We start from the raw sequence: 22,788 nt of genomic DNA on the forward strand, positions 1-22,788 counted from the left end.
CGCCATATCCTCACTCGGGCCGGAGGTCGGGGAGCGAAAAATCCATGAACTTCTGCTCCTCGGCGATCGTGGCGGCATCGATGACGCCGCCGGTGCCGTCGCCCACAGTCTGGACGGCCTCGAGCTGCCACATGGCGACAAGGGCGATTGCAAGTTCCGCCGTCACGCGGGTGTTGAGATCGACGCTCTCCTTCAGCTCGTCCATGTCGTCGATGAGGCCGACCAGACGCTCGACACGCTGCAACGACTCGCCTGCATCGTCGTAGCTGTTCTGCGCGGCGGCCGAGACGAGGGCACCGGTGGTGGCCTGGGTTGCCACGCGCTCGGCCCCGGGATTGCCGCTGCGGGCCATCTCCGAGAGAGTGTCTTCGTCGAAGCCCAGATCGGCCAGAACCCGGTCCATCTGGGTCTCGATCTGGCTGGCGCCGGACCCGGTCAGACGGGAAAAATCCCCGGTCTTGATCGCTTCTATCGTGGCGATGATGTCGCCGAACTCCTGGTCCAGAAGGCCGTTCAACTCGTCCTCCATCTGGGTGCGGATGATCTCCGGCAGCTCGGCGAGACGGGTGAGGGCCTGATAGGTGCGCTGCAATTCCGCGAGGTGCTCCTTGAGGGTGTTCAGCTGTTCGCGAAGCTGCGTCAGCTGTTCGTTCTGCAGGAGCTCGTCTTCGATCATCTGGCGGAGTTGCTGGATGTTCTGTGCGATGTTCTGGGTGTCGACCACAGGCACGCCCTGGGCCTGCGCACTGGAGCCGATCAAACTCGGGCCGGGCAGGGCCAACGCGCCGACGACTACGGCAGCACGGCGAAGCCATCTGGAAGAGGGGCAGGGTACCGGCATCAACGTAGCTCCTTGATCGTGAAGTCCATGAACTCGGCCTCGGCCATCCGGGCGGAGGCCTGGGCGAGCTGGGCGGCGGTCAGTGGCTTGGTGCGCACGGCCGTGAGGCGGAGGCGGGCGGCAACCAGGCGGACCAGTTCGGCGCGGGCATAGGTGTTCAGCGCCATGCTGTCCTGAACGTCGGTGGTTCCCCGGATGCGCAGAACGATGTCCTGGATGCGCAGGGCGGCCTGTCGGATCGCCACCGGAGAGGCGTTGCCGTACCGGGCGGCGCCAAAGCCCGCGAAAGAGAGATTGGAGTTCGCGATAAGCGCCGGATCAATGGTGCCGAGCGCCTCGATCCCGCCGATGCGGGAGAGGTAGAGGTTGTAGCGCTCGGGAATAACCCGGACGTAGTGCTGGGTCTCCTTGAAGGGCGGCACGCCACCATACTCGAACACGCGACCGGGACCGGCGTTGTAGGCGGCAAGCGCGTTGATGACATTGCCATCGAAGGTGTTGAGCTGCCTTGCGAGATACCGCGCTCCGCCTTCGACCTGCAGATAGGGGCTGTCGTAATAGGCGGGGTTGATGCCGAGATCGCTGGCGGTGCCCGGCATGATCTGGGTGAGACCGAAGGCACCGACCGGGGAACGCGCCCCGATGGAAAACCGGCTCTCCTGCCAGATCAGCGCCTGCAGAAGCGCCCGCCATTGCACCACCGAGAGGCCCGCGCGGCCGACACCGGGCTGTCCATGGGTGTCGCGGGCAACGCGGATGATCAGCTCTTCGACATTCTCAGATGCATCGCCGAACATCGCAGCGCCGCCGGGATTGGGATCAACATCGGCTGTGCCGAAGACAGCCTCCACCGACCTCTCGGCGTCCCCACTCCCGGTCTCAAGGTCGGAGACCATGTCGGACAGGCCCAGGCCTCCGAAGCTCGTCTGCGCCTCGAGGATGTTGCGCAGGACGGCGAGCTGTTCCTGTTCGATCTCCGTCAACAGTTCCTTCACGGCCAGCTTGTCGCGCTGGAGGGCGAGATCACTCTCCCGGTCGGCGGTCTCCACGATGTCTCGCGCGGTCAGGGCGGTGTCATTGGTCGGGACGCCTTGTGCGACGACCGGCCCGGCCAGGACCGCGAAGGCGAAGATTAGCGCGGGGCTATTCATGGCGCAGGTCCGCAAAGGTCGCGCCCACTACGGGCATGAATATGCAATCTTCGGAGCTTGGGGCGTTCGGCGCAAAGCTGAAGCAGTTGGCGCGGGGTTCCTGATATTGCTCGCAGGCCGTGAGGGTGCCGAGACCGATGAGCAGCAGGACAAAACGGATCATGAGCGCCTCCAGAAATCCGGACGGTCGCGATACTCGGCGCCCACGAGGGCCTCGCCCTTTTCCATGCCGCCCAGAATGGTCAGGTAGGGCCCAAGCGCAGACAGATCGGCATCGACCACGACCGAGCCGGTGTCATCACGGATGAGTGCCAGGCGGCTGTCGCTGCCGGTGTTGAGGAGCACGTCGATCTCCTTCTCGAAGAGGTTCAGCATGGCGTAGTCCGCGGCATGGGCCCGGATGTTCGGCAGCAGGATCTGCGTCGGCACAGCCTCGACGATGGTCTTGCCGGTGCGCGTGCGCTCCAGCTGGCTCGCGTATTGCGTCATCATGACGGCGACGGTGTTCTGCTTGCGGGCCGTGACCAGCCAGTTGGAGAGACGCTCTGCGAAATACGCATTGTCGAGGGCCTTCCAGGCCTCGTCGATGATGATGATCGTCGGGCGGCGGTCTTCGATCTCGCGCTCGATCCGGCGGAAGAGATAGCTCAGGACCGCCATCCGTTCCTTCTCGCTCTCGCTGTCGAGAATGCCGGTCAGGTCGAAACCAACGACGTCGCCTTCCAGCGAAAACGTGTCCTTCAGGCTTTGGCCAAAAATCCAGCCGTAGCGACCGTCCTCGGTCCATTCGAGGAGGCGCTCGTGCAGATCGCCGCTATCGTCGGTCGAGACGAAGAGCGAGGCGAAGTCTTTCCAGTTGCGCAGCTCCGGGCTGGCTGCGGTCGCATTCTGGCGCACCACCTCCTGGATGCGGTTGGTCTGGGCGGGCGTGAGCGGTTTGTCAGCGCGATGCAGGAGTGAGCCCAGCCAGTCCGAGAGCCAGGCCGTGCCGCGCGGGTCCACCTCGGTCCAGAGCGGGTTCAGCCCCGTGGCCTGACCGGCTTTCACCGAGGCGTATTGTCCGCCATTGGCGCGCACCGCCATCTCCATGCCGAGCCGGTAGTCGAAAACGAAGATCCGCGCCCCGACGCGGCGGGCCTGGGTCATGAGGAAGGCCGAGAGGACGGATTTGCCGGAGCCGGGCCGCCCGAGGATCAGGGTATGGCCGCCGGTCGGTTCTTTGTCGGGCGATCCCTGCTCGTGATAGGAGAACCGGTAGGCACTTTGCTCTGGCGTCGGAAAGACCGTGATTTCCTGGCCCCACGGCAACTGATGCTTGTCCTTGCCAAGTTGGGTGCGATGCAGCGCGGCAAAGTCGGCAAAATTGCGGTTAGTGACCGCGCTGGCGCGGACGCGTTTCGGCTGATTGCCCGGATGCTGGCTCAGATAGTGGGTCTTGGCCGCAACCCGCTCGCCAATCATCTTCACGCCCTCGGCGGCGGCCGCGTTGACGATCTCGGCGCCGAGCGTTTCCAGCTCGTCGAGGCTGTCGCAGAAGACGGTGACGACCATGTGGTGCTCGCCAAAGCTCTGGCGTTTCGCCTCGAGATCGTCATGGGCGATGTCGAGCGCCTCGAGCAGCGACAGGGCGGCATCGCGCGAGGCCTGCATCTGCCGTTTCTGCCGCTTGATCCGTCCGGCCATCAGGTTCGAATTGATGGGCGTGAACGAATGCGTGACGATCATGTCGACGGGCAGGTTCAGCATGTCGAACATCGTGCAAGTGGTCGCCTCGGAATATTCCCCGATGGTGAAACACTTGCCGAAGCGCCTGCCGACGACGCCCTCGGAGAGCTCGAAATGATCTTCCAGAAAGGTCACGCGGGTATTGGCGACGTTGGTGGCGAGGAAGCCGAAGCGGTTGGCCGGATAGAGCGGCAGTTCGCGACCTGTATTCAGAGCGCCCAGAAACCCGACCAGTTCGCCGGACGTGGCCGACAGGAGACGTGGCCTCAGATCGCTGAGCCCCGACAGAAACACCCCGACTGCGTCCTTGAGGCGACGAAGGCGCTTTCGGGTCTGTTCCTTCAGTCGCTCCGGATCGCTGCCGTTCAGGAACTCGGTGAAGCTTCTGGGCGGCGGGCGATGGATGACGGTCAGGGTCAAGGTCTTGTCGCGAAGCCCGCTGGTCGCGAGCTTCTGCCGCCAGGTCGCGTCGACGGCGGCCGCGAAGGTGTCGCCCCGGACCGGTAGCAGGTCGGGGGTGATCGCCTTCGAGACCTTGTGGACGTAGTAGCTGAACTCCGGGCCGAGCTGCGCGATGAGGCGGGCAAAAAGCGCCGTAACCTTGTCGAGATAGGCGTCGTCGGTCGTGTAGCTGTTGACCCCGCCGATCCGGATGCACTGAAAGATCTCGTTGTCCCGTGTCCGGACCGTCAGGTCATCAACGAGACTGACGTAGGGCAGCATATGGGCGAGGCGCTGTTCCCGCGCGTACCAGTCCGGCATCAGGGTGCGTTCGTCGAGCGCGGCGTCACGGGGCATAGCTGTCGCCTCCGTGAACAGCCCGGTTCCGCGTCGGCGGTGTCTCCTGCAGTGCCGTGACCATCACGTCGAGGAACCGGGGGTCCCAGTCGGCGGCCTTCCAGAGCATGGGGTAGAGCACGGCCGCCAGGCCCAGCACCGCGAGGTGCTGGATCCAGACAAAAAGCAGCACCGATCCGAAAAGCCAGACCATGGCGTACATGATCGGCAGGCCGAGGAGCTTCGGCGGTCGGACGAGGCCCAGGAAGAGGGGGGAACGCTCTGCCACACCTGCCTCCGATCAGGAGCCGAAGACGGCCGCGACGATGGTCGGCGCGGCGGCGACACCCGCGATGCCGACAAGAACCCAGAGGGCCTGCCGCAGGTCGATGATGTTGAAAAACCAGCTCAGGAACACGCCGAGCACGGCCAGCGTGGCGATGACCACGCCAAGCGGACCGGTCAGCGCGTCCACGATCCCCTGCAGGAGGCTCTGGATCGGCGAGAGGTCGATGCTCTGCGCCATCGCGGGATCGGCCAGCAGCGCGAAGAGGGCGATGAAGGCAGTGTGCAATGCATAAGATCGGGACTTCATTGAGATGCTCCTTCCAGTCGATTGACGACGGCCAGCACACGCTGGACGTGGTTCCGGGTCTCGGTGAACGGGGGAATGCCGGCGTGTTTGCGGACGGCCTCGGGTCCGGCGTTATAGGCGGCAAGTGCTAGCCGCACGTCGCCGAACTCGGCCAGCATCATCGCGAGGTAGTGCGCGGACCCGGAGAGGTTCTGCTGCCAGTCCCTGGGATCGACGCCGAGGAGCTGGGCGGTGTCCGGCATGAGCTGCCCGAGACCGATGGCGCCGACGCGGGACACGGCATGCGGATTGTAGCCGCTCTCGATCTCGATATTGGCCCGGTAGAGGTTCAGCCAGGTGGTGACGGTGATGTCGGCGGCGCGCAGACCGCGATGACCTGCATAGCGCAGCGCGGTCTCTTCGATGGCGGCCAGGATATGCGGCTTGGGAACCCGGGGGGCAGGGAGGGAGGCGGAGGTGCTGACCGTCGCGGCCTTCTCGCCCAGGACCTTGAGGTCGTCAGCCGCCGAACCCTGTCCGATGCCGTCTGTGTACGTGCGGGCGAATTTTTCCTGCCGCTGGCTCGGGCGGAGGGTGCCGTCGCTCTCCATCACCAGCACCATCTGGGCCGAGACAGGAGCGATCAGGAGGGATAGGAGGAGGGCACTAAAGCCGGAGTGCCGCCATCTCTTCGCTGGAGAGCTTGTGCACCGTGCGGCGGCCTTCTTCGAGCGGCACATCGGCGTGGGAGAACCCGATCGCCTGAAGCAGGGAAATGACCCCGGTGACGGTCTTGATCTCGCGGATCTTGATGTCGTTGCGGGAGGTCCGTGTTCGCGCGGTGACGAGGAGTTTTTCGACGCCCGCATCGCTGACGGCGCGCAGGATCCAGGCCCCGTGCCAGTTGGGGCCTTTTCTGAAGGCATTCGCCTTGCAGACAACTTCCACGCGATAGCCGCTGGCGACCAGATCGCGGAATCTGGGTTCGGTGACCACATTCGGGGCTTCTTTTTCTAGATCCATCACCCGGGTCACACTCTCCAATAAGGCGAATGGCCGGGTATCATCAGTTGATGCCCAGTCATACGATGATATAGTATTGACGCACAAGTTATATCCATGCGCCGCCTAGCGGATTCTCGCTCATTCGAACGGATAAACGCCTCCCATGCCTGCGATCAAGAGAATAAGGCTGTGCCGAATCTCTCCTCCAAAATCGCTCCTCCTCGCGCTTTGTATACTCTTGCCCCTTTCGGTGCACGGGGCCTCGGCTGAAACCTGCATCGCGCCGCAGCGACCATTTGTGCCGAATGACGCCCGGGATGCCCAGGATTACGCCGACATCATCCGTCGGGACTTCGATCTCTACTTCCGTGATATCCAGTCCTATCTGCGGTGCTTGGACGAGGAGCGGGCCCGAGCCTTCGCGGAGGCCCGCGACGTGAGTCAGGAGTACGGCCGCTTCGTCCAGACAGTGGGCGACTGACGGGTCCGTAACGTGAGAGCCGTGGTCTCACGTGCCACCACGGGCTTTCCGCGACGTCGATATCGTTCTGGGTCCAAACTATCTACTTTTTAGATAATCTGCAAACTGGATTAGCCCCGTCGCAAGAGGCATGTGACGCGTGGCAAAGACAATCAGGAGTTCCGGGCATGAAGCACTCCGCGACGCATTGGTCGCGGCGCGGAAAGCGACTGGCCTGACGCAGGAGCAGCTCGCCGTTCGGCTCAAGTGCCACCAATCCTTCGTTGCCCGAGTCGAAAGTGGTGAACGTCGGATCGACGTGATCGAGCTGATCGTGTTGGCGCGGGCCATGGAGGTAGACGCGTCGACGTTGCTTGCCAAGGCCGAAGGCGCCATGGACGCGGATCACCGGATTTGATGCTCCGGCCACGCAAGGCCGTCAGTAGTTGACTTGCTCGAAGCCGTAGTTGCCCTCGTAGTCTCGCCAGTCGACGAAGACGGATCGGTGGTAGAGTTCCGGGCAGTTCATGCCCCAGGTCTCCAGGCCGACATGGGCTGCGGGCAGGGCTTCTGGTGTAGACCTGGCCCAAGAGAATGCGCCTTGGGTGCTGTAGCTGCCCAAATAGACTGAAGCATAGCGCATGCAACCGCCTTCGCCCGGGTGGTTTTGCGCAGCATAGCGGACATCATAAACGCGGATCGAACGGACGAAGTTGAACTCAGGGCCGCTGATGTCGATGTCGGCGCTTTGTGCGAGCAGCAGCGCGAAACCATCTGGCAATCGCCGGTCATTATTCTCGTCCGTAGCGGGCCGATGCTGTGGTGAAAGGTCTCGGCTCGAGATCGCCGGACCTGGCGCAGGCGTGGTCCGGCCAACTTGGTCGAAAACGGCGTTGTAGAGACGGGCGAGGGGGCCTTCGTCATTGTTCTTTGGATAGGCTGCGCCCATGGGGCACCGCCAGATCTGAAGAGGAGGCTCGATTGGCCATGGGGTGATCCGCCGGATGAATTCCGCCCTGGCGCGGGCACAGGGCACTGAAGCAGGCCAGTCACCGGACAGGCAGAGCAATATGGCGCAATCGATCGGATAGCTTTGAGCGGCGGCTATGGTCCCGCTCAAAGGGCCGATCCCAAGACCAAGAGCGGCGACGAAAGGGGCGAGGCGTTTGGGCATGTCTCGGTCTCCGGAGCTACTGACGATTCCCTACCACGCGCCTACAATACTATACTATAGTAACATTCGATATAGCATGAGCAGCACACGGGTCCGTTTGCTATGAGCCTGTCGTGCGATTGGAGAGTGCGGTCAACAGATCGGTCACCTCATCGGAAGTCACGGCGATGGCCTGGTCCAGCACGCCCTTCGGCAAGGGAGGGTCGATGAACTTTGGCGGTACGCGCCGATCCAGCCAGAGGATGGACAGTTCCGAGGTATTCCAGACGTAGACCCATGCGATGGCACGGTTTGGATTGAATCCGAAGAGACGCGCGATCGGTGCAGCCTCAGCCTTGACCGCCTTCATTGCGGCCGACCCCACGTCACGTCTTCAGCCAACGCGGCCCTGACAACCAATTTGAGATGACGGGGTGCCCCGTCCCGGTGGCACCAAGAAAAGCCGGTTTCAGCTCTTCGGGACAGCGGGTCAGACGGGAAAAGAGGGCACATCAGAAAAACACTTACTGGTTGAATTGATCGGATTAATACTCGCCTTACAAAGCTCCATTTTTGACTACGAGGTGAAGCGTCAACGCGCAAGCGGGAATGACGCCATTTAGCGTCTGCGCGGTAATCCGCCGTTGTTGTGGGAAACGTGACGGGTGTCGGGACACAACCTCGATCAATGGGAAGAGGTCCAGTGTGGCGGGACGACGGATGCAGGGCCAAGGCCATGGGACCGTGCATATGGATTGGGTTCGCTGAACCAGCGGATCTTCGCCCGCCTAGAGTGCCGCTTCTTGGGCTGTGTACATGGATGTTGCTGTCCTTCGGCGCTGCTGTAACACTTTAAGCGAGCGAATAAGATGTCCGATCAGGCTCTCAGGCGCTCTATCAAATGAGCTGCAGGAGGCCGTATGCCTCAGATCACCGCCATCATCGACGCGCTGGATGTGCTGGAGACTAATGTGCTCCTTGGACACGCCCGGCATGTCGACTCCGAGACTATGAGTGGTTTGGTCGAGAAGGGCCTGCTGACCAGATTGGACCCCGAGATGACAAACGCGTTCGGTCGCGACTACGCGCAGACCGCATTGGGGCGGCGCGTGACAGACGCTTTACGTCGGCGATAAGTTCGCTCTGGCGAAGATCCTGCGCGGCCGGGAAGAGGCGGGGGGCGTTAACGAAGAGTCCGACGAAAAAGGACCGCCAGGCATCTTTGCCAAGCGGTCCCAGAATCGAGGTAAAATAGTGTACTCACGCTTCTTATCGTAGGCGTCGATTGACGTTACGGCAAGGCCTGACGTTGTTGCAGAGGGATTGCCAACTTGTTTGCGGTGCGGCGCTTGGTTAGGCGTTGTGTATGAATATACCATCCTCCATGCCGCGCTTGAAAGGCTACCGTTTTCCTCTTGAAATCGTTGCATATGCCGTCTGGGTCTACCATCGCTTCGCGCTCAGCACAGCGGATGTCGAGGATCTTCTCGCCGATCGGGGCGTGATGGTCAGCCGGGAAACGATCCGAAAATGGGTGAACCGCTTTGGCCGCCACTTTGCCGATTGCATCAAGCGCGACAGACCGGCCGCGGGCGACAAATGGCACTTGGATGAGGTTGTCATCCCAATCAACGGCAGAAAATACTGGCTCTGGCGGGCGGTCGACGCGAACGGCGACGTCCTTGATATTCTCGTTCAGCCACAGCGCAACGCCAAGGCTGCAAGACGTTTTCTGGCAAGGCTGATCGACCGGTTCGGTGAACCCCGTGTCGTCATCACGGACAAGTTGCGCAGTTATTTCAGGCCGATCCGGGACTTGGCACCGGGCGCAGCTCATCGCGCGCACAAGGGCTTGAACAACCGGATCGAAGGAACACACAGGCCAACACGAAAACGCGAGAAGTTGATGGGGCGGTTCAAATCTCCCCAACAGGCACAGAGATTTCTGGCTGCCCATGATCAGATCAACATCGTTTTTCGCCCACGACGCTATCAACTCTCCGCCGTCTCATACCGGCACGCAAGGTCCGATGCTTTCGACCTCTGGAGAGGCTATGCAGCCGAAATGACCGCCTGACAGGCAGAGGTCTCGCCTCTCTCAAATAGGCGAAAACAAGTTGGCAATCCCCCGGCAGGATATTCTCGCGGAGGTTCTGGTGCTTCCCGGTCATCGGCGCCCGTTCCACGGGCTTCACACTCGGGCGGCAGAACTGGAAGATCATCACGAGCAGCGCTGCGACTTGATACGCACTGCCTGCGCGGTCGCGCCGCAGACCGTTGCCGATCTTGTGCCGGTTCTGTTTGCGCGAAAGCTGGATGCGCACCAGATGAGTTTTGCCTTCACCGAAACCCTTGCCCATGTGAACCGGCTGGTGCGGCGGGGAGAACTTGAACCGGTCCTGCAGGACGGTTTTCTGGCGCACCGGACATCAGGCAGCGTTTGACTATCTCGTAAGCTTGCGTACGTTGTGGCGAAAGCCGTGGTCCCTGAGTGCAGGACGCGCGCGCCTGCAAGATAAATCTGCCATATAAGCCCGAGAGGATATGCCATGCCCCGCGACGTTCCGGTCTTCACTCTGCCGCTTCGGAACCGACGCGTGGTTCTGTCGACCCGTCCGACAGGCATCCCCCAAGCCAAGCATTTCACCTTTGACGAAACCGGGATTCCGGAGCCCGATCAAGGCGAGGTCCTCGTGCGCAACGTCTACCTGTCTGTCGATCCCGCGCAACGCGGATGGGCGGCGGATGTGGCCAATTACTCTGCCCCGGTGCCGCTTGGCGGTCCGATGCGGGGTCTGGCGGTCGGGCAGGTCATCAAAAGCCGGAGCGAAGCCTATTCAGAGGGAGATTTCCTCTACGGCTTCTTTGGCTGGCAGGATTATGCGGTCGTCACGCCCGACGCCGTCTTTCACCGCTGTACCCAGGATCTGCCGCTCGACGCCTTTGCCAGTGTCTGCGGGATCAATGGGGTAACGGCCTATCTGGGCCTGACGCTGCTTGGTCGTCCGGAGGCGGGGGATACGTTGGTCGTGTCGACGGCAGCGGGGTCGGTCGGTAGCTTTGTCGGGCAGATCGGCAATGGATTGGGCTGCCGGACCGTCGGGCTGACCGGAAGCGACGAGAAAGTTGAACTGTGTAAGACCCGCTTCGGCTATGATGCGGCGATCAACTACCGGACGGCCGATCTAGAGGCCGCGGTGCGTGCGGAGGCGCCTGAAGGGGTGAACGTCTATTTCGACAACACCGGCGGCGCGATCCTTGACACCGTGCTGCGTCAGATGGCGGTCGCGGGCCGGATCGTGCAATGCGGCACGGCGGCGAATTCAAGCTGGTCCCCGATCCCGACCGGGCCGCGCAATGAGCGCGAGATCATGACGCGGCGGCTTGTCTGGTCAGGCTTTGTCGTCTTCGATCACCTGACCCGATACGCTTCGGCCTGCGACGATCTTGCCGCGATGGTCGCCAAGGGCACACTGACCTGGGCCACCGACATGAAACAGGGCATCGAATGCGCGCCCGAGGCGATCAACGACCTCTACGAGGGGCGCAACATGGGCAAGTCGATGATCTTCATCGGCTGAGCCCGAGCGCCGCAAGAATGCGGTCGGTATCCGCACCGAGTTCATGGCTTGGTTCCAGCGGAGTCAGCGGCGCCCCCTCGTAGCGCAGCGGCGAATGCTGCACGACGATGCGGCCCAGTTCCGGGTGGTCCTGGTATTGCAGCGATCCGCGGGCATGCATGTTCTCGTCCTCCATCACTTCCGATAGGGTCCGTACGGGAGCGCAGGGCACGCCCCCCGTCATCAGCTTGCCGAAGGCCTCTTCCTTGCTGCGCGCGCCGGTCCAGCCGCCGACGATCTCGTCCACCGTGTCCATCACGCTGACCCGGTCCTTGAGCGAGGCGAAGCGCGGATCCGTCAGCAGATCCGGCCGTTCCATCACGTTGCAAAGCTTCTGCCACTGCTTCTCTCCGACGCAGATGATGGCGATCCAGCCGTCGGTGCAGGGATAGACGTTGTAGGGGCTTTCAGCCATGCCGCCGTGGCGGTTGCCGGTGCGGGGCGGCGGCGGGTTCTCTTCGTCCCGTGACCCCCAGACCATCCCTAGCGAAGACGAAAGCGAGGCATAGACCGCGTCCTGCATCGCGACGCTGACACGCCGTGCGATACCCGTGCGTTCGCGGTCCAGCAGGGCGGTGGTGATCGCGCCATAGAGGTGGATGCCCGCGAAGAAGTCGCACAGCGCCGGGCCGGCCTTGACCGGCGGGCGGTCGGGGAAGCCGGTGATCGACATGACGCCTGACATGGCCTGCACGGTGAGGTCCATTGCCGGATAGGTGCGATAGGGTCCGTCCACGCCGAACCCGGTGGAGGAGGCGTAGATCAGCCGGGGGTTCAGCGCCTGCATGACCTCGGCATCGATGCCGAGTTTCTTCGTTGTACCGGGCGCGAAATTCTCGACCATGACATCTGCATCGGCCACCATTGCCTTGAGGGCCGCAAGACCTTCCTCGGTCTTCAGGTCGATGACGACGGAGTCCTTGTTGCCGTTCAGCATGGCAAAGGGCAGGGCGGCACCGCCCACCACGCCGCGTCGGCGCAGCGGTTCGCCGGCTGGGGGTTCGACCTTGACGACATGCGCTCCGGCGGTGGCCATCAGGAAGGTCGCGTAGGGGCCGTTGTAAATCTGGCTCAGGTCGATGACCTTCAGGCCGGCCAGCGGTTGATGCGCTCCGTGCGCGGTGTCGCCAAGCATGGTGATCCTCCCCTTTCGCTGACACGAACTAGCCAATCGTTCAGGGATTGACAACTCATTGCACAAGGTCATTGTATGCAAGCATACCATATGGGAGGAAATCATGTCCATTTTCGAAGGGAAGCGCTCTGTTGCGCTTGGCGCAATCCTGGCGACAACTCTAACCGGAGCCGCCGCCGCCCAAACCACGATCAGCTTTGCCGACTATGGTCCGAACCGTGGCGACCGGGCCGGAACGGTCCAGGATTTCTTCGCCGAGATCAAGGAACGATCGGGCGGAGAGATCGAGATCGTCGAACACTGGGGCGGGGCGCTGCTTGGGGCCAAGAACGGCTTCAGGGGGTTGCAGTCCGGCGTTGCCGACATGTCGACCATCACCGCCGTCTATGCCCCGCAGGATCTGTTCGGCTACCGCGTCGGCGACCTGCCGATCACCAGTGAAAACGAAGTCGCGCAGAGCATGGCGCTCTACGAGCTTGCAACCACCAACGAAGGTCTTCAGGCCCAGTTCGACAGGGCGGGCGTCGTCTATATCGGCAACTATACTGTCGGCCCTATCCAGATGGTCTGCAACGGCGTCGATCTGCAAAGCTTCGACGATCTGAAGGGCAAGAAGGTCCGCTATACTGCCGAATACGGAAAGATCTTTGACGACCTTGGCGTGACCACGGTCGAGCTGTCCACGCCCGAGATCTATCAGGCGCTCAGCACCGGGCTGGTGGATTGCGCTCAGACCTATGCCTATACCACACTGTCCTACAAGCTCATCGAGGTCAGCGACCAGTTCGTGATCTTCGACCTCGGGACACTTGGTTCGAACGCCATCTTCATGAACAAGAACTCGTTCGAGCGGCTCTCGCCCGAACAGCAGGAGATCGTCGTGACGGCCGGCAGGAACTTGACCGAGAACAACGCCAGGACGATCCGGGAGGCCAACCAGCAGGCCATCGCCGAGTTTCCGAACGGGATCGACGGCAAGGAGCTGACGGTCACGAATATCAGCGACGAAGACCGCGAGATGATCGAGGAAGCGAGCCAGAAGTACATCGACGCCTGGATCGAGGAGTCTTCGGATTACGGGCTCGACGGGCAGGCCATCGTTGATCAGTACAGATCCCTGATCGACCAGAGCACCCGGTAACCGGAGATCCCTCCGCCGCCGGGGCCACGGCAGGGGAGGGATCCGCCTGATCGGAAAGCAAGAGAACCGGATGAGACAGATGACCAAGGTGCTCGGGTGGCTTGAAAACGCGCTGTTGCAACTGGCCGTGGTGGCGATGATCGTAATCACGGTGATCATCTGTTACGGCATCGCGGCGCGGTCGTTTCATTGGCCGGGGCTTCCCGATGACATCCTGATCGTACGTCAGCTGATGGTCGCGACCATCGCCGCGGCGCTTGGCTATGCCAGCGCCGAGCGGGCCCATATCGCCATCGACATCTTCTACAACGCCTTGCCCGCGGGCGTGCGCAAGGCGTGCAACCTTCTCGCCTGGTGCATCGGGTTGGTGGCCTTCGTGCCGCTGACCGTCTGGGCCTGGGACGAATTCGCCTCATCCTTCGCGAGGGGGGATTACATGTACGGCAAGCTCAAACTGCAGGAATGGCCGGGGGAGGCGATGTTCTTCGTGGGTCTGCTCGTGATGATGCTACGGCTTGTAGCGCTGGTGGTTCACGATGCCCGGCACCCGGGTCCGGTCGACGGGCCGCTGGCCAGAGCGGAAAAGTAAGATGACACCTATCGCCATAGGCGTCGGCGGCCTGATCGCCACCTTCATCCTGATCGCCCTCCGGACGCCGATTTCCTTCGCTCTCGCGGCCTGCGCGACGCTCGGCACAATTTTGAACTTTGCGTTCATGGGCAGCGGCGGGCCGGATTTCTCACGCGCCTTCGCGCCTTCGATGACGCTGGCCTACGGCGCCATCATCGAGCTGTTCCAGTCCTACGACCTTTCAGCCGTACTGCTCTTCATCGGGCTGGGCCATGTCGCCTATGCCGCCGGGATCACCACCGACATCTATGCCGCCGCCCGGGCCTGGCTGTCCCGGATTCCGGGGGGCCTGGCCGTCGCCTCGGTCATCGGCTGCGGCGGGTTTTCGGCGATCTCGGGCTCAAGTGTTGCCTGCGCCGCGACCATGGGCAAGGTCGCCGTTCCCGAGATGCGGCGCTATGGATATTCCGACCGGATCGCGACCGGGGCCGTCGCTGCTGGCGGCACACTCGGCGCGCTGATCCCGCCGAGCGTCCTGTTCATCCTCTTCGGCATCTTCGCCGAGGAATCCATCTCGAAGCTCTTCATCGCCGCGATCATCCCCGGTCTGATTTCCATGCTGGGCTACACGGTCGTGATCCTGCTCTGGGCGGTGATGCGCCCGAAGGACCTTCCTGCGGTCATGGAACACCACAGCATGCGGGACCGTCTGGTCGCCATCGCAAAGGCCTGGATCGCGATCCTGATGTTCGTCATCATCATCGGCGGTATCTATGGCGGCATCTTCACCGCGACCGAGGCCGCAGCGGTCAGTTTCGCCACCGTGTCGATCCTGGCGTTCGCGACAGGGCGGATCACGCTGAGCGTCTATTGGTCTTCGCTGCGCGAGGCCGCGTTTCAGACGGCGGCGATTTTCCTGATTGCGGGGGCGGCCAAGGTCTTTGTCACATTCGTGGCCCTCACCGGTGTCGCGCCGTGGATGGTCAGCCAGGTGCTGGCTTTCGATCCGGGCACCGGCGTTCTGATCTTCGGGATCATCTGCCTCTACATCATTCTGGGCATGTTCCTGGATCCGCTCGGGATCATGCTTCTGACCCTGCCGTTCACCCTGCCGCTGATCGAACAGCAGGGGCTCAGCACGATCTGGTTCGCCGTGATCGTCGTGAAACTGCTTGAAATGGGCCTGCTGACGCCGCCGGTCGGGCTGAATGTCTTCGTGATCCAGTCGGTCACGAACCCGCCGATTCCGATCGGCCGCATCTTTGCCGGGGTCGCGCCCTTCTTTGCTATGGACCTGATCGTGCTGACGCTTCTGGTTCTCTTCCCGGCCCTGACTCTCTGGTTGCCAGCGCAGATCGGATAGCCACAGCCCCTAGAGGAGTAACACGACATGATCTTTTCCGAGGACCAGCTCGCGTTGAAAACCGCGGCCGAGAAATTTGCCCGCGATATCCTGCTGCCCGGCTACCAGAAGCGCGAAACCCAGCCTTTCGACCGCGACCTTGCGCGCGAGATGGGGGCCATGGGTCTGATCGGCACCGACCTTCCCGAAGAGCTGGGCGGGCTGGGCGACAGTTCCATCACCACCGGCATGGTGTCCGAGGCGCTGGCGCTTGGCGATTTCAACATGTCCGCCCTTCCCGTCAATGTGTCGCTGAATGCTGCCGTCCTGATGCAGCACGCGCCGAAAGAGATCACCGACGAATGGGTGCCCAGGATGATCGCGGGCGAAAAGCTGATGGCGATCTGCCTGACCGAGCCGCGCGGCGGGTCGGACGCCGCCCGGATCGAGCTGCGGGCGAAGAAGCGGGGCATGGACTACGTGCTGACCGGAGAGAAGACCTCGATCACCTTTGCCGACTGCGCCGACATCTTCCTTGTTTTCGCCCGCACCGGATCGGTGGAAGAGGGGGCAAAAGGCGTCACTGCCTTCTTCATCCCCGAGGGCACACCGGGCATCGCCCGGCTGAAATTCGACGACGTCGGTCACAAATGCGTCGGGCGCGGGTCACTGTTCTTCGAGGATGTCGTGATTCCGGAATGGTGCCGTCTGGGCGCAGAAGGTACCGGGTTCACACAGGTCATGCACGGGTTCGATTATTCGCGGGCCCTGATTGCCCTAGAATGCGCGGGTGCGGCGCAGGCGTCGCTGGACGAGGCATGGGCATACGTGAAGGACCGGCAGGCTTTCGGCCGCCCGATCGGTCAGTTTCAGGGTGTCAGTTTTCCGCTGGCCGAGGGCGAGTCGATGATCACGGCGATCCGCCAGCTCGCCTATCAGACGCTGCAATTGCGAGAGGCCGGGCTGCCGCATACGTCAGAGGCAGCAATGTGCAAGTGGATGGGGCCCAAACACGCGGTCGAGGTGATCCACAACTGCCTGCTGGCCAGCGGTCACTACGGCTATTCCTATGACCTGCCGCACCAGCAGCGGATGCGCGATGTCATGGGGCTGGAAATCGGCGACGGAACGGCAGGCGTGATGAAGCAGATCATCGCCCGCCAGAAGATCGGACGCGCTGCGGTCCCATACTGAGCCGACATCAACTGAGCTTTTCGAGAAACTGCCACGTCCGCTCGAAATGGGCCTTTCCCCGTTTCGGATCGTTGATCGCGTCATCAAACCCGGTGCGTGCTGTTCGCATCAATTACCTCCGGACCAGCAACCTTCTGCAACTTGCCCAGGCATTCGGATTCCGGCGCGTGGTCTATGCCAGCTCGGCCGCCGTTTACGGAACGCGGGGCTTCTATCAGGAGACCTTCGGGCGCTAGACGGTGACCGAGGACGAGCCGACCCGGCCCTATGATCTGTATGGACGAACGAAGGCGATGCGCGAGGGTCTTGCCGAACAGGCGCATCGCGAGGTCGTCGATGTGGTCGGCCTGCGACCGGTGATGACCTTCGGTTTCGGACGGCTCGACGGGGCGGTCGGGATTCTGGTCAAGGCCATGAAAGACGTTGCAGAGACGGGGCAGGGGACGGTCACCCATCCCTGGCAGGCCGACACGATGATAAACCCGCTGTACTCCAAGGACGCGGCTGACATCTTCGTCGAAACGCTTTTTGCCGACCGCAGGTTCAAACGGCCGATCTACAACCTGGGGACCGGGGAGTACCTTTCGATCCGGGAGATGATGGACCTTACCGTAAAGGTCGCGCCTGCGAGTGGTCGGATCGATTTCGCCGAGGCGCCCGCGTCCGAGGGCGGGGGAAAGGAGACGCCGCTGTTCGACTATGCCGACCTCGATTCATCTGAGTTGCGGCAAGAGCTGAACTGGGTACCGCGATACGGGTTCGAAGCCGGGGCCGCAGACTGCATCGAAGATTATCTGAGGGCGGGCTGAAGGTGCGGTCGGCGGGATTGCTGGCAAACTGGTTCGACCTCGAAGAGTCGGACCGCGCCCAGTTCGAAAGGTGGCACAATCACGAACATGTCCGTGAACGCCTGGAGGTTCCCGGCTTTACCCATGCTCGGCGCTACAGTGCGGTCGGCCCATCCCGGCCCGGACAAGGCTGGCTGATGATCTACGCTGCCGACACCCTGCAGGTTTTCGCATCGGATGCGTATGCCGCGCGCCGGGCCGCGCCGACGTCGGCCACGATCGCCGCCCGTCCCTTGCTGCGTCGGATGACCCGAACAGCCTATGACATCCAAGAGGGATTCGGGGCCGGTCATGGCGGTTTCCTGTGCGTCGTGCGCGCGGATTCCTCGGGGACGAGCGCGCAGCAATTGGACACTCTGCGATCCGTGGCCTATGGCCTGCGCAATTTGCCGGATGTGGCATCCTGGCAGCTTGGGGTACCTGACAGTGCCGTGACCCATTATAGTGAAACGGACAAGGCAGCCACATATCCCTGCGCATTGTACATCGACACTACCGATCCCGACAATCTGAACCAACTCGCCGACGGTGTCCGGATGCGTCCCGGCGGGTCGTCAATCACAGTGGATCTGTTCCGGCTCACCTTCATGATGAGCCGCGATGATTTCTGACCCGGTGAACGGTTCCGGTCAGTTGGGATGCAGAACCGCACCGCCACAGGCCGAGATCACCTGACCCGAGACATAGCCGGACAGGTCCGTGGCGAGGAACTCCAGCACGTTGGCCATGTCCTCGGTCTGTCCGAACCGACGCAGGGCAATCGCGTTGAGCTGTTCCGGGGTGCCGACACCCATGGAGGGATCGAGTTTCTTCAGACGGGCGGTTTCGATGATCCCCGGCGCGATTGCGTTGACCCGGATGCCATCCGGTCCAAGTTCGGCCGCAAGGGTGCGGGTCAGGTAGGCGACGCCAGCCTTGGCCGCGCCGTAGATGGCGAGGTTGCCGTGTTCAAGCAGCGAAATTCCGGTCTGGGAAGAGATGTTGACGATCACTCCCGATTTCTGCTGCTTCATCACGGGCGCCACGGCCGCGCAGCACATCTGGGTGGATTTCAGATTGGCCGCGATCAGGTAGTCGAAGGCTTCGGGCGTCGTGTCGGTGCTGAGGGTGCCGCTGCCCCGCGCCACGGCGACACCGGCGTTGTTCACCAGGATGTCGATCCGTCCGAACGCCGCCATGGTTTCTGCAACCAGACCTGCCACGGCCTCGGGGTTACGCAGATCGCCTTGAACGCCGATGGAGCGGCAGCCGAGCGCTTCGATTTCCGCCATGACGGACTCCGCGCCCAGTTCTTCGCCGATCCGGGCCGCGCCCTGCAGGTTGAGATCCGCGATCACCACGTCTGCGCCAAGCTTGGCCAGCCGCAGCGCATATGCCCGACCGATTCCGCGGGCCGCGCCGGTAACGATAGCGGTCTTGCCCGCCAGCCGCGCGCCGGTCAACTGGCGTTCAGGACTGCGCCGCCATCGGCGCAGATGACCTGTCCTGTCACATATTGCGAAAGATCACGGGCAAGGAATTCGATGACCCCGGCGCAATCCTCGACCTGTCCAAGCCGCCTGAGTGGCAGACCCTCGGCCTGCGCATTTGTTCCGAGGCCCCGTTCCGCGGCCTGCGCGGCGACGCGGGATGTCATGATGATCCCCGGCGCGATCGCGTTGACCCGGATGCCCTGCGGGCCAAGCTCGGCGGCAAGGCAACGGGTCAGAACGGTCACTCCGGCCTTGGCCGCACCGTAGATCGCCAGCGGCCCGCCGGGCAGGGTCGACACGGCGGTCTGGGAGGTGACATTGATGATGCTGCCGCCGCCGTTCATCAGTCGTGCCGCCGCCTGACAGGCCAGCAGGCAAGAGCGCAGGTTCGCATCCATCAGCAGGTCATAATCCGATTGGCTGGTTTGGGTAGCCAGAGGCCCGCTGTCGCGGGCGATGGCCCCGCCGGCGTTGTTCACCAGAATGTCCAGCCGTCCGAAGGCGGCCTTTGTATCGTCAAAGAGGCGCGCGACATCTTCGGGGTTCGACATGTCGGCCTGAACGGCGATGGAACGGCGGCCCAAGGTTTCGACTTCGGCCTGTACACTGTCGGCGGTCAGCTCTTCGTTCCAGTCCCTTGCGCTGTCCAGGTTGATGTCGCTAGCCACGACATCGGCGCCGAGGCTGGCCAGCCGCAGCGCATAAGCCCGCCCCAGCCCACGCCCGGCCCCGGTCACGATCGCCACCTTTCCAGCCAGCGGCAAGGCCGCAGAATTCTCTGTCATGCGTCGAACCTCACGCTATTTTCCAAGGTTTCCCGTCCGACACGGGCGCGATTGGCGTCCACCGATTCATCCTCGTATCCGAAGGAGATGCCAAAGATCAGCCGCTGCGTTTCAGGAAGTCCGAGGTGTTCGCGGCAGATCGTCGGATAGAGGCCAAGCGCACCCTGCGCACAGGACGCGATCCCGCGCGAGGTCAGAGCGAGCATCAGGGTCTGCGCGTAGATGCCAAGATCGACCGCCTCGCGCTCTTCGAACCCCTCCATCATGAAAATCATCACGCAATGCGGGGCGCCGAAAAATTCAAGATTGCGGCGGTAGGCCCAGTCTCGTTTCGGGCGGTCGCTCCGGTCGATGCCCATGGCTCCGTAAAGTTGCACTGCGGCGTCCACCTGCCGTTCGCGATATACACCCTCGAACTTGCGATCGGCCGCGAAATCCGGATCGGGGGGGATACCCTCTTTGGCAGCATCCACCATTTTCCGGCCGAGGCTGCGCAGGCTCTCTCCTGACAGGACGTAGGACATCCAGGGCTGCACGTTGCAGTTGGATGGCGCGCCCTGGGCCAGACCGAAAACCTCGCGCAGCGTCGCTTCGGGAACTTCGTCTGGCAGGTAGCCACGCACGGACCGGCGCCGGGTGATGGCTTCGTCCACTGTCATCGTCGTCATGGTCAGAACCTCAGGTTTCATGTCGGGCGGCGATTTCCATGCCGCGCCTTGCATAGGCATCCGCCAGAAAGCGTCCGATCCGGGCGCTGTCGGGCAGGGTGGAATTTCCCTGTTCCCCTCGCACTGCGACCCCTGCCGCGCCGACCGCGCCGCGGAACATCGCGAAGACGCGGTGAAAGTCGGTCATTTCTTCGGGGCTGCCGGCGTGGCGGTAATAGTCGGAGAGGTAGTCTTCCTCGGCCGGAATCCCGAGCGCCGCGTGATCGAGCCCGAGTATCCCGCCATTCTCGTCCGGCGCCATGTGCCAGGCCTGGGTGTTGAAGCCCACGTCGACGAGCGGGTGGCCGAGAGTCGAAAGCTCCCAGTCGAGTACGCCGATCACGCGGGGTTCGGTCGGGTGGAAGATCATGTTGCCGATGCGGAAATCTCCGTGACACAGAGCCAGCTGTTCGCTCTCGGGGATGCGCGCGTCGAGCCAGGTGATCATCCCGTCCAGTGCGGGATTGTCGTCGTCGCCCTTGCGGTACTGCTGCCAGAGCTGAGACCAGCGACTGATCTGGCGTCTGAAATAGTTCCCCTCGCGCCCGAAGTCCCCAAGGCCGAGCGCCCGGAAATCCAGCCGGTGGATTCGCGCCATCGTTTCGCACATCGAAGAGTAGAGCGCCGTCCGGTCGGAAGGTGTCAGGCCCGGCGTGGCGTATTCGGTGAAGACCCGGCCGTCGAGCCATTCCATCAGGTAGAAGGGCGTGCCGATCAGATTGGCGTCCTCGTGGTAATGATAGACTTCGGGCACCGGGACGTCGCTGTCGGCGAGGGCGGTGAGTACGCGGAATTCCCGGTCGATGGCATGGGCGGATTTCGCCAGCTTTTGCCCAGGCTGTTTGCGCAGGACAGCCCGCCAGTCATCAGCCTGAAGAAAAAACGTCGGATTGGACATGCCGCCTTCGGTCGGACGCAGGTGCAGGTTGCGCACTTGCCGACCGAGAAATTCCTCGAGAAAGTCGCGGAGCGGAGCCGGATCGAAGCCCGTGACGCTCGTATCCGTCGTCTGCGCCTGCATCCCTCAACCTTTCCCGAAGCTGAAAAGCGAATGGGCGATCCGGCGCTTCTGAACCTCTTCCGACCCTTCGGTGATCTTGTAGCGGCGGTGATGGCGGTAGATGTGTTCGAACGGCTTGTGGCGGGAATAGCCCAGTCCCCCATGCACCTGCATCGCGAAATCTGCGGCGCGGCAAACGAGGTTGTTCGCCATGAAGTTGCAGATCGACACTTCGTCGGTGATCTTCGCCGGGTCCATCTGATCCATCTTCCAGGCGGTGCGGAAGATATAATTGCGGATCATCTCGCATTCCGCGTGCAGCTCGGCCAGGGGGAACTGGATCGCCTGTCGCGTGGCTAGCTGTTCGCCGAACAGGACCCTGTCCTTGGCGTAATTCACCGCCTCGGTGATGCAGTACCGCGATGCGCCCGCGCTTCCTGCCGCCTGGCGGATGCGGTTCTCGTGGATGAACATCATCGCGATTTCCAGGCCACGCCCTTCTTCATGCAGGATCGCACTGTCGGGCACCCGGACGTCCTTCAGATGCACTTCGGAATGGTCCGTGGGCATGTTGAACGTCCAGTGGTTCATGATGATGTCGTGGCCCGGGGTGTCGGTCGGCACGATGAACGCAGTGATGCCCTTGCCTGATCCGTCCTTGCCCGAGGTTCTGGCGAAGACGAGGTTGGCCTGCGCCCGCCCGACCTGCGAATTCCAACGCTTCGCACCGTTGATAACCCAGTGATCGCCGTCCTTCACCGCCCTGGTGGACATCCAAGTGGCGTCCGATCCGTGGTCAGGTTCGGTCAGCGCAAAGCTTAGATGCTGCTTTCCGGTAATGATCCCTTCGATATAGACCTGCTGTTCCTTGGTGCCGTAGCGGGCGATGGCCGGCACGATCGGGAAGTTGCCGACAATCGAATTCTCGTCCTGAAGGTCGTTGTGCAGCCCCAGACCCTTGCCCGAGAGATGTTCGCGGATTGCCGCGTTCATCAGGTTGCCCGAAGCCTGGCCGCCACAGCTTTCGGGCAGGCAAAGCCGCAGATGTCCCGCCGCATCGGCGCGACGCTCCATCTCTGACAGGACTGCGCGCCAATCCTCTGAGGGGGCGCCGTCATTCTCCCAGTCGGTGCGGGCCCATTCCCGGCGGTGGTCGAAGAACTGGATATTCTCGGCCTCGAGCGGTTTGATTTCGGACTCGATGAAAGCGTCGAGTTCGGCAAGCTTGTCGATGATGGTCGTAGGGAGGTTGAAATCCATGGCCCGGGTCCTTTGCTGTTCGTTCGT

The 22,788-nt window shown here is 62.6% G+C and carries 27 protein-coding genes and 1 pseudogene; 12 read left to right on the forward strand and 16 right to left on the reverse strand.

The window, feature by feature from the left end; genetic code table 11:
- Nucleotides 1-10: 10 nt before the first annotated feature.
- The 8 genes from BMW90_RS15235 to BMW90_RS15265 are packed head-to-tail and all read right to left on the reverse strand — an operon-like array spanning nucleotide 11 to nucleotide 6,091.
- Nucleotides 11-841, reverse strand: coding sequence for a type IV secretion system protein (locus BMW90_RS15235; RefSeq protein ID WP_407657393.1), 831 nt, complete (start codon nucleotides 839-841; stop codon nucleotides 11-13).
- Nucleotides 841-1,992, reverse strand: coding sequence for a lytic transglycosylase domain-containing protein (locus BMW90_RS15240; RefSeq protein ID WP_074837330.1), 1,152 nt, complete (start codon nucleotides 1,990-1,992; stop codon nucleotides 841-843). The genes BMW90_RS15235 and BMW90_RS15240 overlap by 1 nt, the downstream gene beginning before the upstream one ends.
- Nucleotides 1,985-2,155: a hypothetical protein gene (locus BMW90_RS26700; protein ID WP_170850556.1), complete on the reverse strand. Its 171-nt coding sequence runs from the start codon at nucleotides 2,153-2,155 to the stop codon at nucleotides 1,985-1,987. Before BMW90_RS26700 ends, BMW90_RS15240 begins: the two co-directional genes overlap by 8 nt.
- Nucleotides 2,152-4,515: a VirB4 family type IV secretion/conjugal transfer ATPase gene (locus BMW90_RS15245; RefSeq protein WP_074837331.1), complete on the reverse strand. Its 2,364-nt coding sequence runs from the start codon at nucleotides 4,513-4,515 to the stop codon at nucleotides 2,152-2,154. Before BMW90_RS15245 ends, BMW90_RS26700 begins: the two co-directional genes overlap by 4 nt.
- Nucleotides 4,505-4,783, reverse strand: a complete 279-nt coding sequence (locus tag BMW90_RS15250) for a VirB3 family type IV secretion system protein (RefSeq protein ID WP_074837332.1) — start codon at nucleotides 4,781-4,783, stop codon at nucleotides 4,505-4,507. Before BMW90_RS15250 ends, BMW90_RS15245 begins: the two co-directional genes overlap by 11 nt.
- Nucleotides 4,784-4,795: 12 nt before the next feature.
- Nucleotides 4,796-5,089 carry a TrbC/VirB2 family protein gene (locus tag BMW90_RS15255; protein WP_074837333.1) on the reverse strand — a complete coding sequence of 98 codons (294 nt, stop codon included), beginning with the start codon at nucleotides 5,087-5,089 and terminating at the stop codon, nucleotides 4,796-4,798.
- Nucleotides 5,086-5,691 carry a lytic transglycosylase domain-containing protein gene (locus BMW90_RS15260; RefSeq protein WP_074837334.1) on the reverse strand — a complete coding sequence of 202 codons (606 nt, stop codon included), beginning with the start codon at nucleotides 5,689-5,691 and terminating at the stop codon, nucleotides 5,086-5,088. Before BMW90_RS15260 ends, BMW90_RS15255 begins: the two co-directional genes overlap by 4 nt.
- 43 nt (nucleotides 5,692-5,734) lie before the next feature.
- Nucleotides 5,735-6,091: a hypothetical protein gene (locus BMW90_RS15265; protein ID WP_074837428.1), complete on the reverse strand. Its 357-nt coding sequence runs from the start codon at nucleotides 6,089-6,091 to the stop codon at nucleotides 5,735-5,737.
- A 145-nt stretch (nucleotides 6,092-6,236) separates the two neighbouring features.
- On the opposite strand from BMW90_RS15265, the gene BMW90_RS15270 reads away from it, so the two are divergent.
- Entirely contained in the window at nucleotides 6,237-6,554 is a 318-nt protein-coding gene (locus tag BMW90_RS15270; protein WP_074837335.1) for a hypothetical protein, read from the forward strand.
- Between the two features lie 139 nt (nucleotides 6,555-6,693).
- Nucleotides 6,694-6,951 carry a helix-turn-helix domain-containing protein gene (locus BMW90_RS15275; protein ID WP_074837336.1) on the forward strand — a complete coding sequence of 86 codons (258 nt, stop codon included), beginning with the start codon at nucleotides 6,694-6,696 and terminating at the stop codon, nucleotides 6,949-6,951.
- A 21-nt stretch (nucleotides 6,952-6,972) separates the two neighbouring features.
- On the opposite strand, the gene BMW90_RS15280 is transcribed toward BMW90_RS15275, so the two are convergent.
- Nucleotides 6,973-7,707, reverse strand: coding sequence for a hypothetical protein (locus BMW90_RS15280; protein ID WP_074837337.1), 735 nt, complete (start codon nucleotides 7,705-7,707; stop codon nucleotides 6,973-6,975).
- Between the two features lie 100 nt (nucleotides 7,708-7,807).
- Nucleotides 7,808-8,056, reverse strand: coding sequence for a hypothetical protein (locus BMW90_RS15285; RefSeq protein ID WP_074837338.1), 249 nt, complete (start codon nucleotides 8,054-8,056; stop codon nucleotides 7,808-7,810).
- Between the two features lie 550 nt (nucleotides 8,057-8,606).
- On the opposite strand from BMW90_RS15285, the gene BMW90_RS15290 reads away from it, so the two are divergent.
- The 4 genes from BMW90_RS15290 to BMW90_RS15305 all read left to right on the forward strand — a co-directional run bounded on the left by BMW90_RS15290 (nucleotide 8,607) and on the right by BMW90_RS15305 (nucleotide 11,267).
- Entirely contained in the window at nucleotides 8,607-8,822 is a 216-nt protein-coding gene (locus BMW90_RS15290) for a hypothetical protein (protein ID WP_074837339.1), read from the forward strand.
- A gap of 230 nt (nucleotides 8,823-9,052) precedes the next feature.
- Complete coding sequence (locus BMW90_RS15295; RefSeq protein WP_074837340.1) at nucleotides 9,053-9,763, forward strand: IS6 family transposase; 711 nt, start codon at nucleotides 9,053-9,055, stop codon at nucleotides 9,761-9,763.
- 40 nt (nucleotides 9,764-9,803) lie between these two features.
- On the forward strand, nucleotides 9,804-10,130 hold the full coding sequence (locus tag BMW90_RS15300; RefSeq protein WP_176247340.1) for a hypothetical protein: 327 nt from the start codon (nucleotides 9,804-9,806) through the stop codon (nucleotides 10,128-10,130).
- Between the two features lie 105 nt (nucleotides 10,131-10,235).
- Nucleotides 10,236-11,267, forward strand: coding sequence for an NADP-dependent oxidoreductase (locus BMW90_RS15305; RefSeq protein WP_074837341.1), 1,032 nt, complete (start codon nucleotides 10,236-10,238; stop codon nucleotides 11,265-11,267).
- On the opposite strand, the gene BMW90_RS15310 is transcribed toward BMW90_RS15305, so the two are convergent.
- Nucleotides 11,257-12,441 (reverse strand): CaiB/BaiF CoA transferase family protein, encoded by a 1,185-nt coding sequence (locus tag BMW90_RS15310; RefSeq protein ID WP_074837342.1) that lies wholly within the window; start codon nucleotides 12,439-12,441, stop codon nucleotides 11,257-11,259. The two genes, BMW90_RS15305 and BMW90_RS15310, sit on opposite strands and share 11 nt — an antisense overlap.
- 103 nt (nucleotides 12,442-12,544) lie before the next feature.
- Between BMW90_RS15310 and dctP the strand changes: the two genes are divergently transcribed.
- The 6 genes and pseudogenes from dctP (at nucleotide 12,545) to BMW90_RS15340 (ending at nucleotide 18,148) form a co-directional block, all read left to right on the forward strand.
- Nucleotides 12,545-13,582 (forward strand): TRAP transporter substrate-binding protein DctP, encoded by a 1,038-nt coding sequence (dctP, locus tag BMW90_RS15315; RefSeq protein WP_074837343.1) that lies wholly within the window; start codon nucleotides 12,545-12,547, stop codon nucleotides 13,580-13,582.
- A 70-nt stretch (nucleotides 13,583-13,652) separates the two neighbouring features.
- Nucleotides 13,653-14,171, forward strand: coding sequence for a TRAP transporter small permease (locus tag BMW90_RS15320; protein ID WP_074837344.1), 519 nt, complete (start codon nucleotides 13,653-13,655; stop codon nucleotides 14,169-14,171).
- A 1-nt stretch (nucleotide 14,172) separates the two neighbouring features.
- Nucleotides 14,173-15,516 carry a TRAP transporter large permease gene (locus tag BMW90_RS15325; protein WP_074837345.1) on the forward strand — a complete coding sequence of 448 codons (1,344 nt, stop codon included), beginning with the start codon at nucleotides 14,173-14,175 and terminating at the stop codon, nucleotides 15,514-15,516.
- Between the two features lie 27 nt (nucleotides 15,517-15,543).
- On the forward strand, nucleotides 15,544-16,689 hold the full coding sequence (locus BMW90_RS15330) for an acyl-CoA dehydrogenase family protein (protein WP_074837346.1): 1,146 nt from the start codon (nucleotides 15,544-15,546) through the stop codon (nucleotides 16,687-16,689).
- 92 nt (nucleotides 16,690-16,781) lie between these two features.
- Nucleotides 16,782-17,498, forward strand: a pseudogene (locus BMW90_RS15335) (NAD-dependent epimerase/dehydratase family protein).
- A gap of 17 nt (nucleotides 17,499-17,515) precedes the next feature.
- Nucleotides 17,516-18,148, forward strand: coding sequence for a DUF4286 family protein (locus BMW90_RS15340; protein ID WP_139211401.1), 633 nt, complete (start codon nucleotides 17,516-17,518; stop codon nucleotides 18,146-18,148).
- An 18-nt stretch (nucleotides 18,149-18,166) separates the two neighbouring features.
- Here BMW90_RS15340 and BMW90_RS15345 read toward each other — a convergent pair whose 3' ends face one another.
- The 5 genes from BMW90_RS15345 to BMW90_RS15365 are packed head-to-tail and all read right to left on the reverse strand — an operon-like array spanning nucleotide 18,167 to nucleotide 22,761.
- The gene (locus BMW90_RS15345) at nucleotides 18,167-18,979 is read right to left on the reverse strand and encodes an SDR family NAD(P)-dependent oxidoreductase (protein ID WP_170850558.1); all 813 of its coding nucleotides are present in this window, start codon (nucleotides 18,977-18,979) and stop codon (nucleotides 18,167-18,169) included.
- The gene (locus BMW90_RS15350) at nucleotides 18,976-19,794 is read right to left on the reverse strand and encodes an SDR family NAD(P)-dependent oxidoreductase (protein ID WP_074837349.1); all 819 of its coding nucleotides are present in this window, start codon (nucleotides 19,792-19,794) and stop codon (nucleotides 18,976-18,978) included. The genes BMW90_RS15345 and BMW90_RS15350 overlap by 4 nt, the downstream gene beginning before the upstream one ends.
- Entirely contained in the window at nucleotides 19,791-20,447 is a 657-nt protein-coding gene (locus tag BMW90_RS15355) for a nitroreductase (protein WP_211568902.1), read from the reverse strand. Before BMW90_RS15355 ends, BMW90_RS15350 begins: the two co-directional genes overlap by 4 nt.
- Nucleotides 20,448-20,472: 25 nt before the next feature.
- Nucleotides 20,473-21,522, reverse strand: coding sequence for a phosphotransferase family protein (locus BMW90_RS15360; RefSeq protein WP_074837350.1), 1,050 nt, complete (start codon nucleotides 21,520-21,522; stop codon nucleotides 20,473-20,475).
- Between the two features lie 3 nt (nucleotides 21,523-21,525).
- Complete coding sequence (locus BMW90_RS15365) at nucleotides 21,526-22,761, reverse strand: acyl-CoA dehydrogenase family protein (RefSeq protein WP_074837351.1); 1,236 nt, start codon at nucleotides 22,759-22,761, stop codon at nucleotides 21,526-21,528.
- Between the last annotated feature and the right edge of the window lie 27 nt (nucleotides 22,762-22,788).

Origin of the sequence: Marinovum algicola, assembly GCF_900109145.1 — a bacterium.
GTDB classification, from domain to species: Bacteria; Pseudomonadota; Alphaproteobacteria; order Rhodobacterales; family Rhodobacteraceae; genus Marinovum; species Marinovum algicola.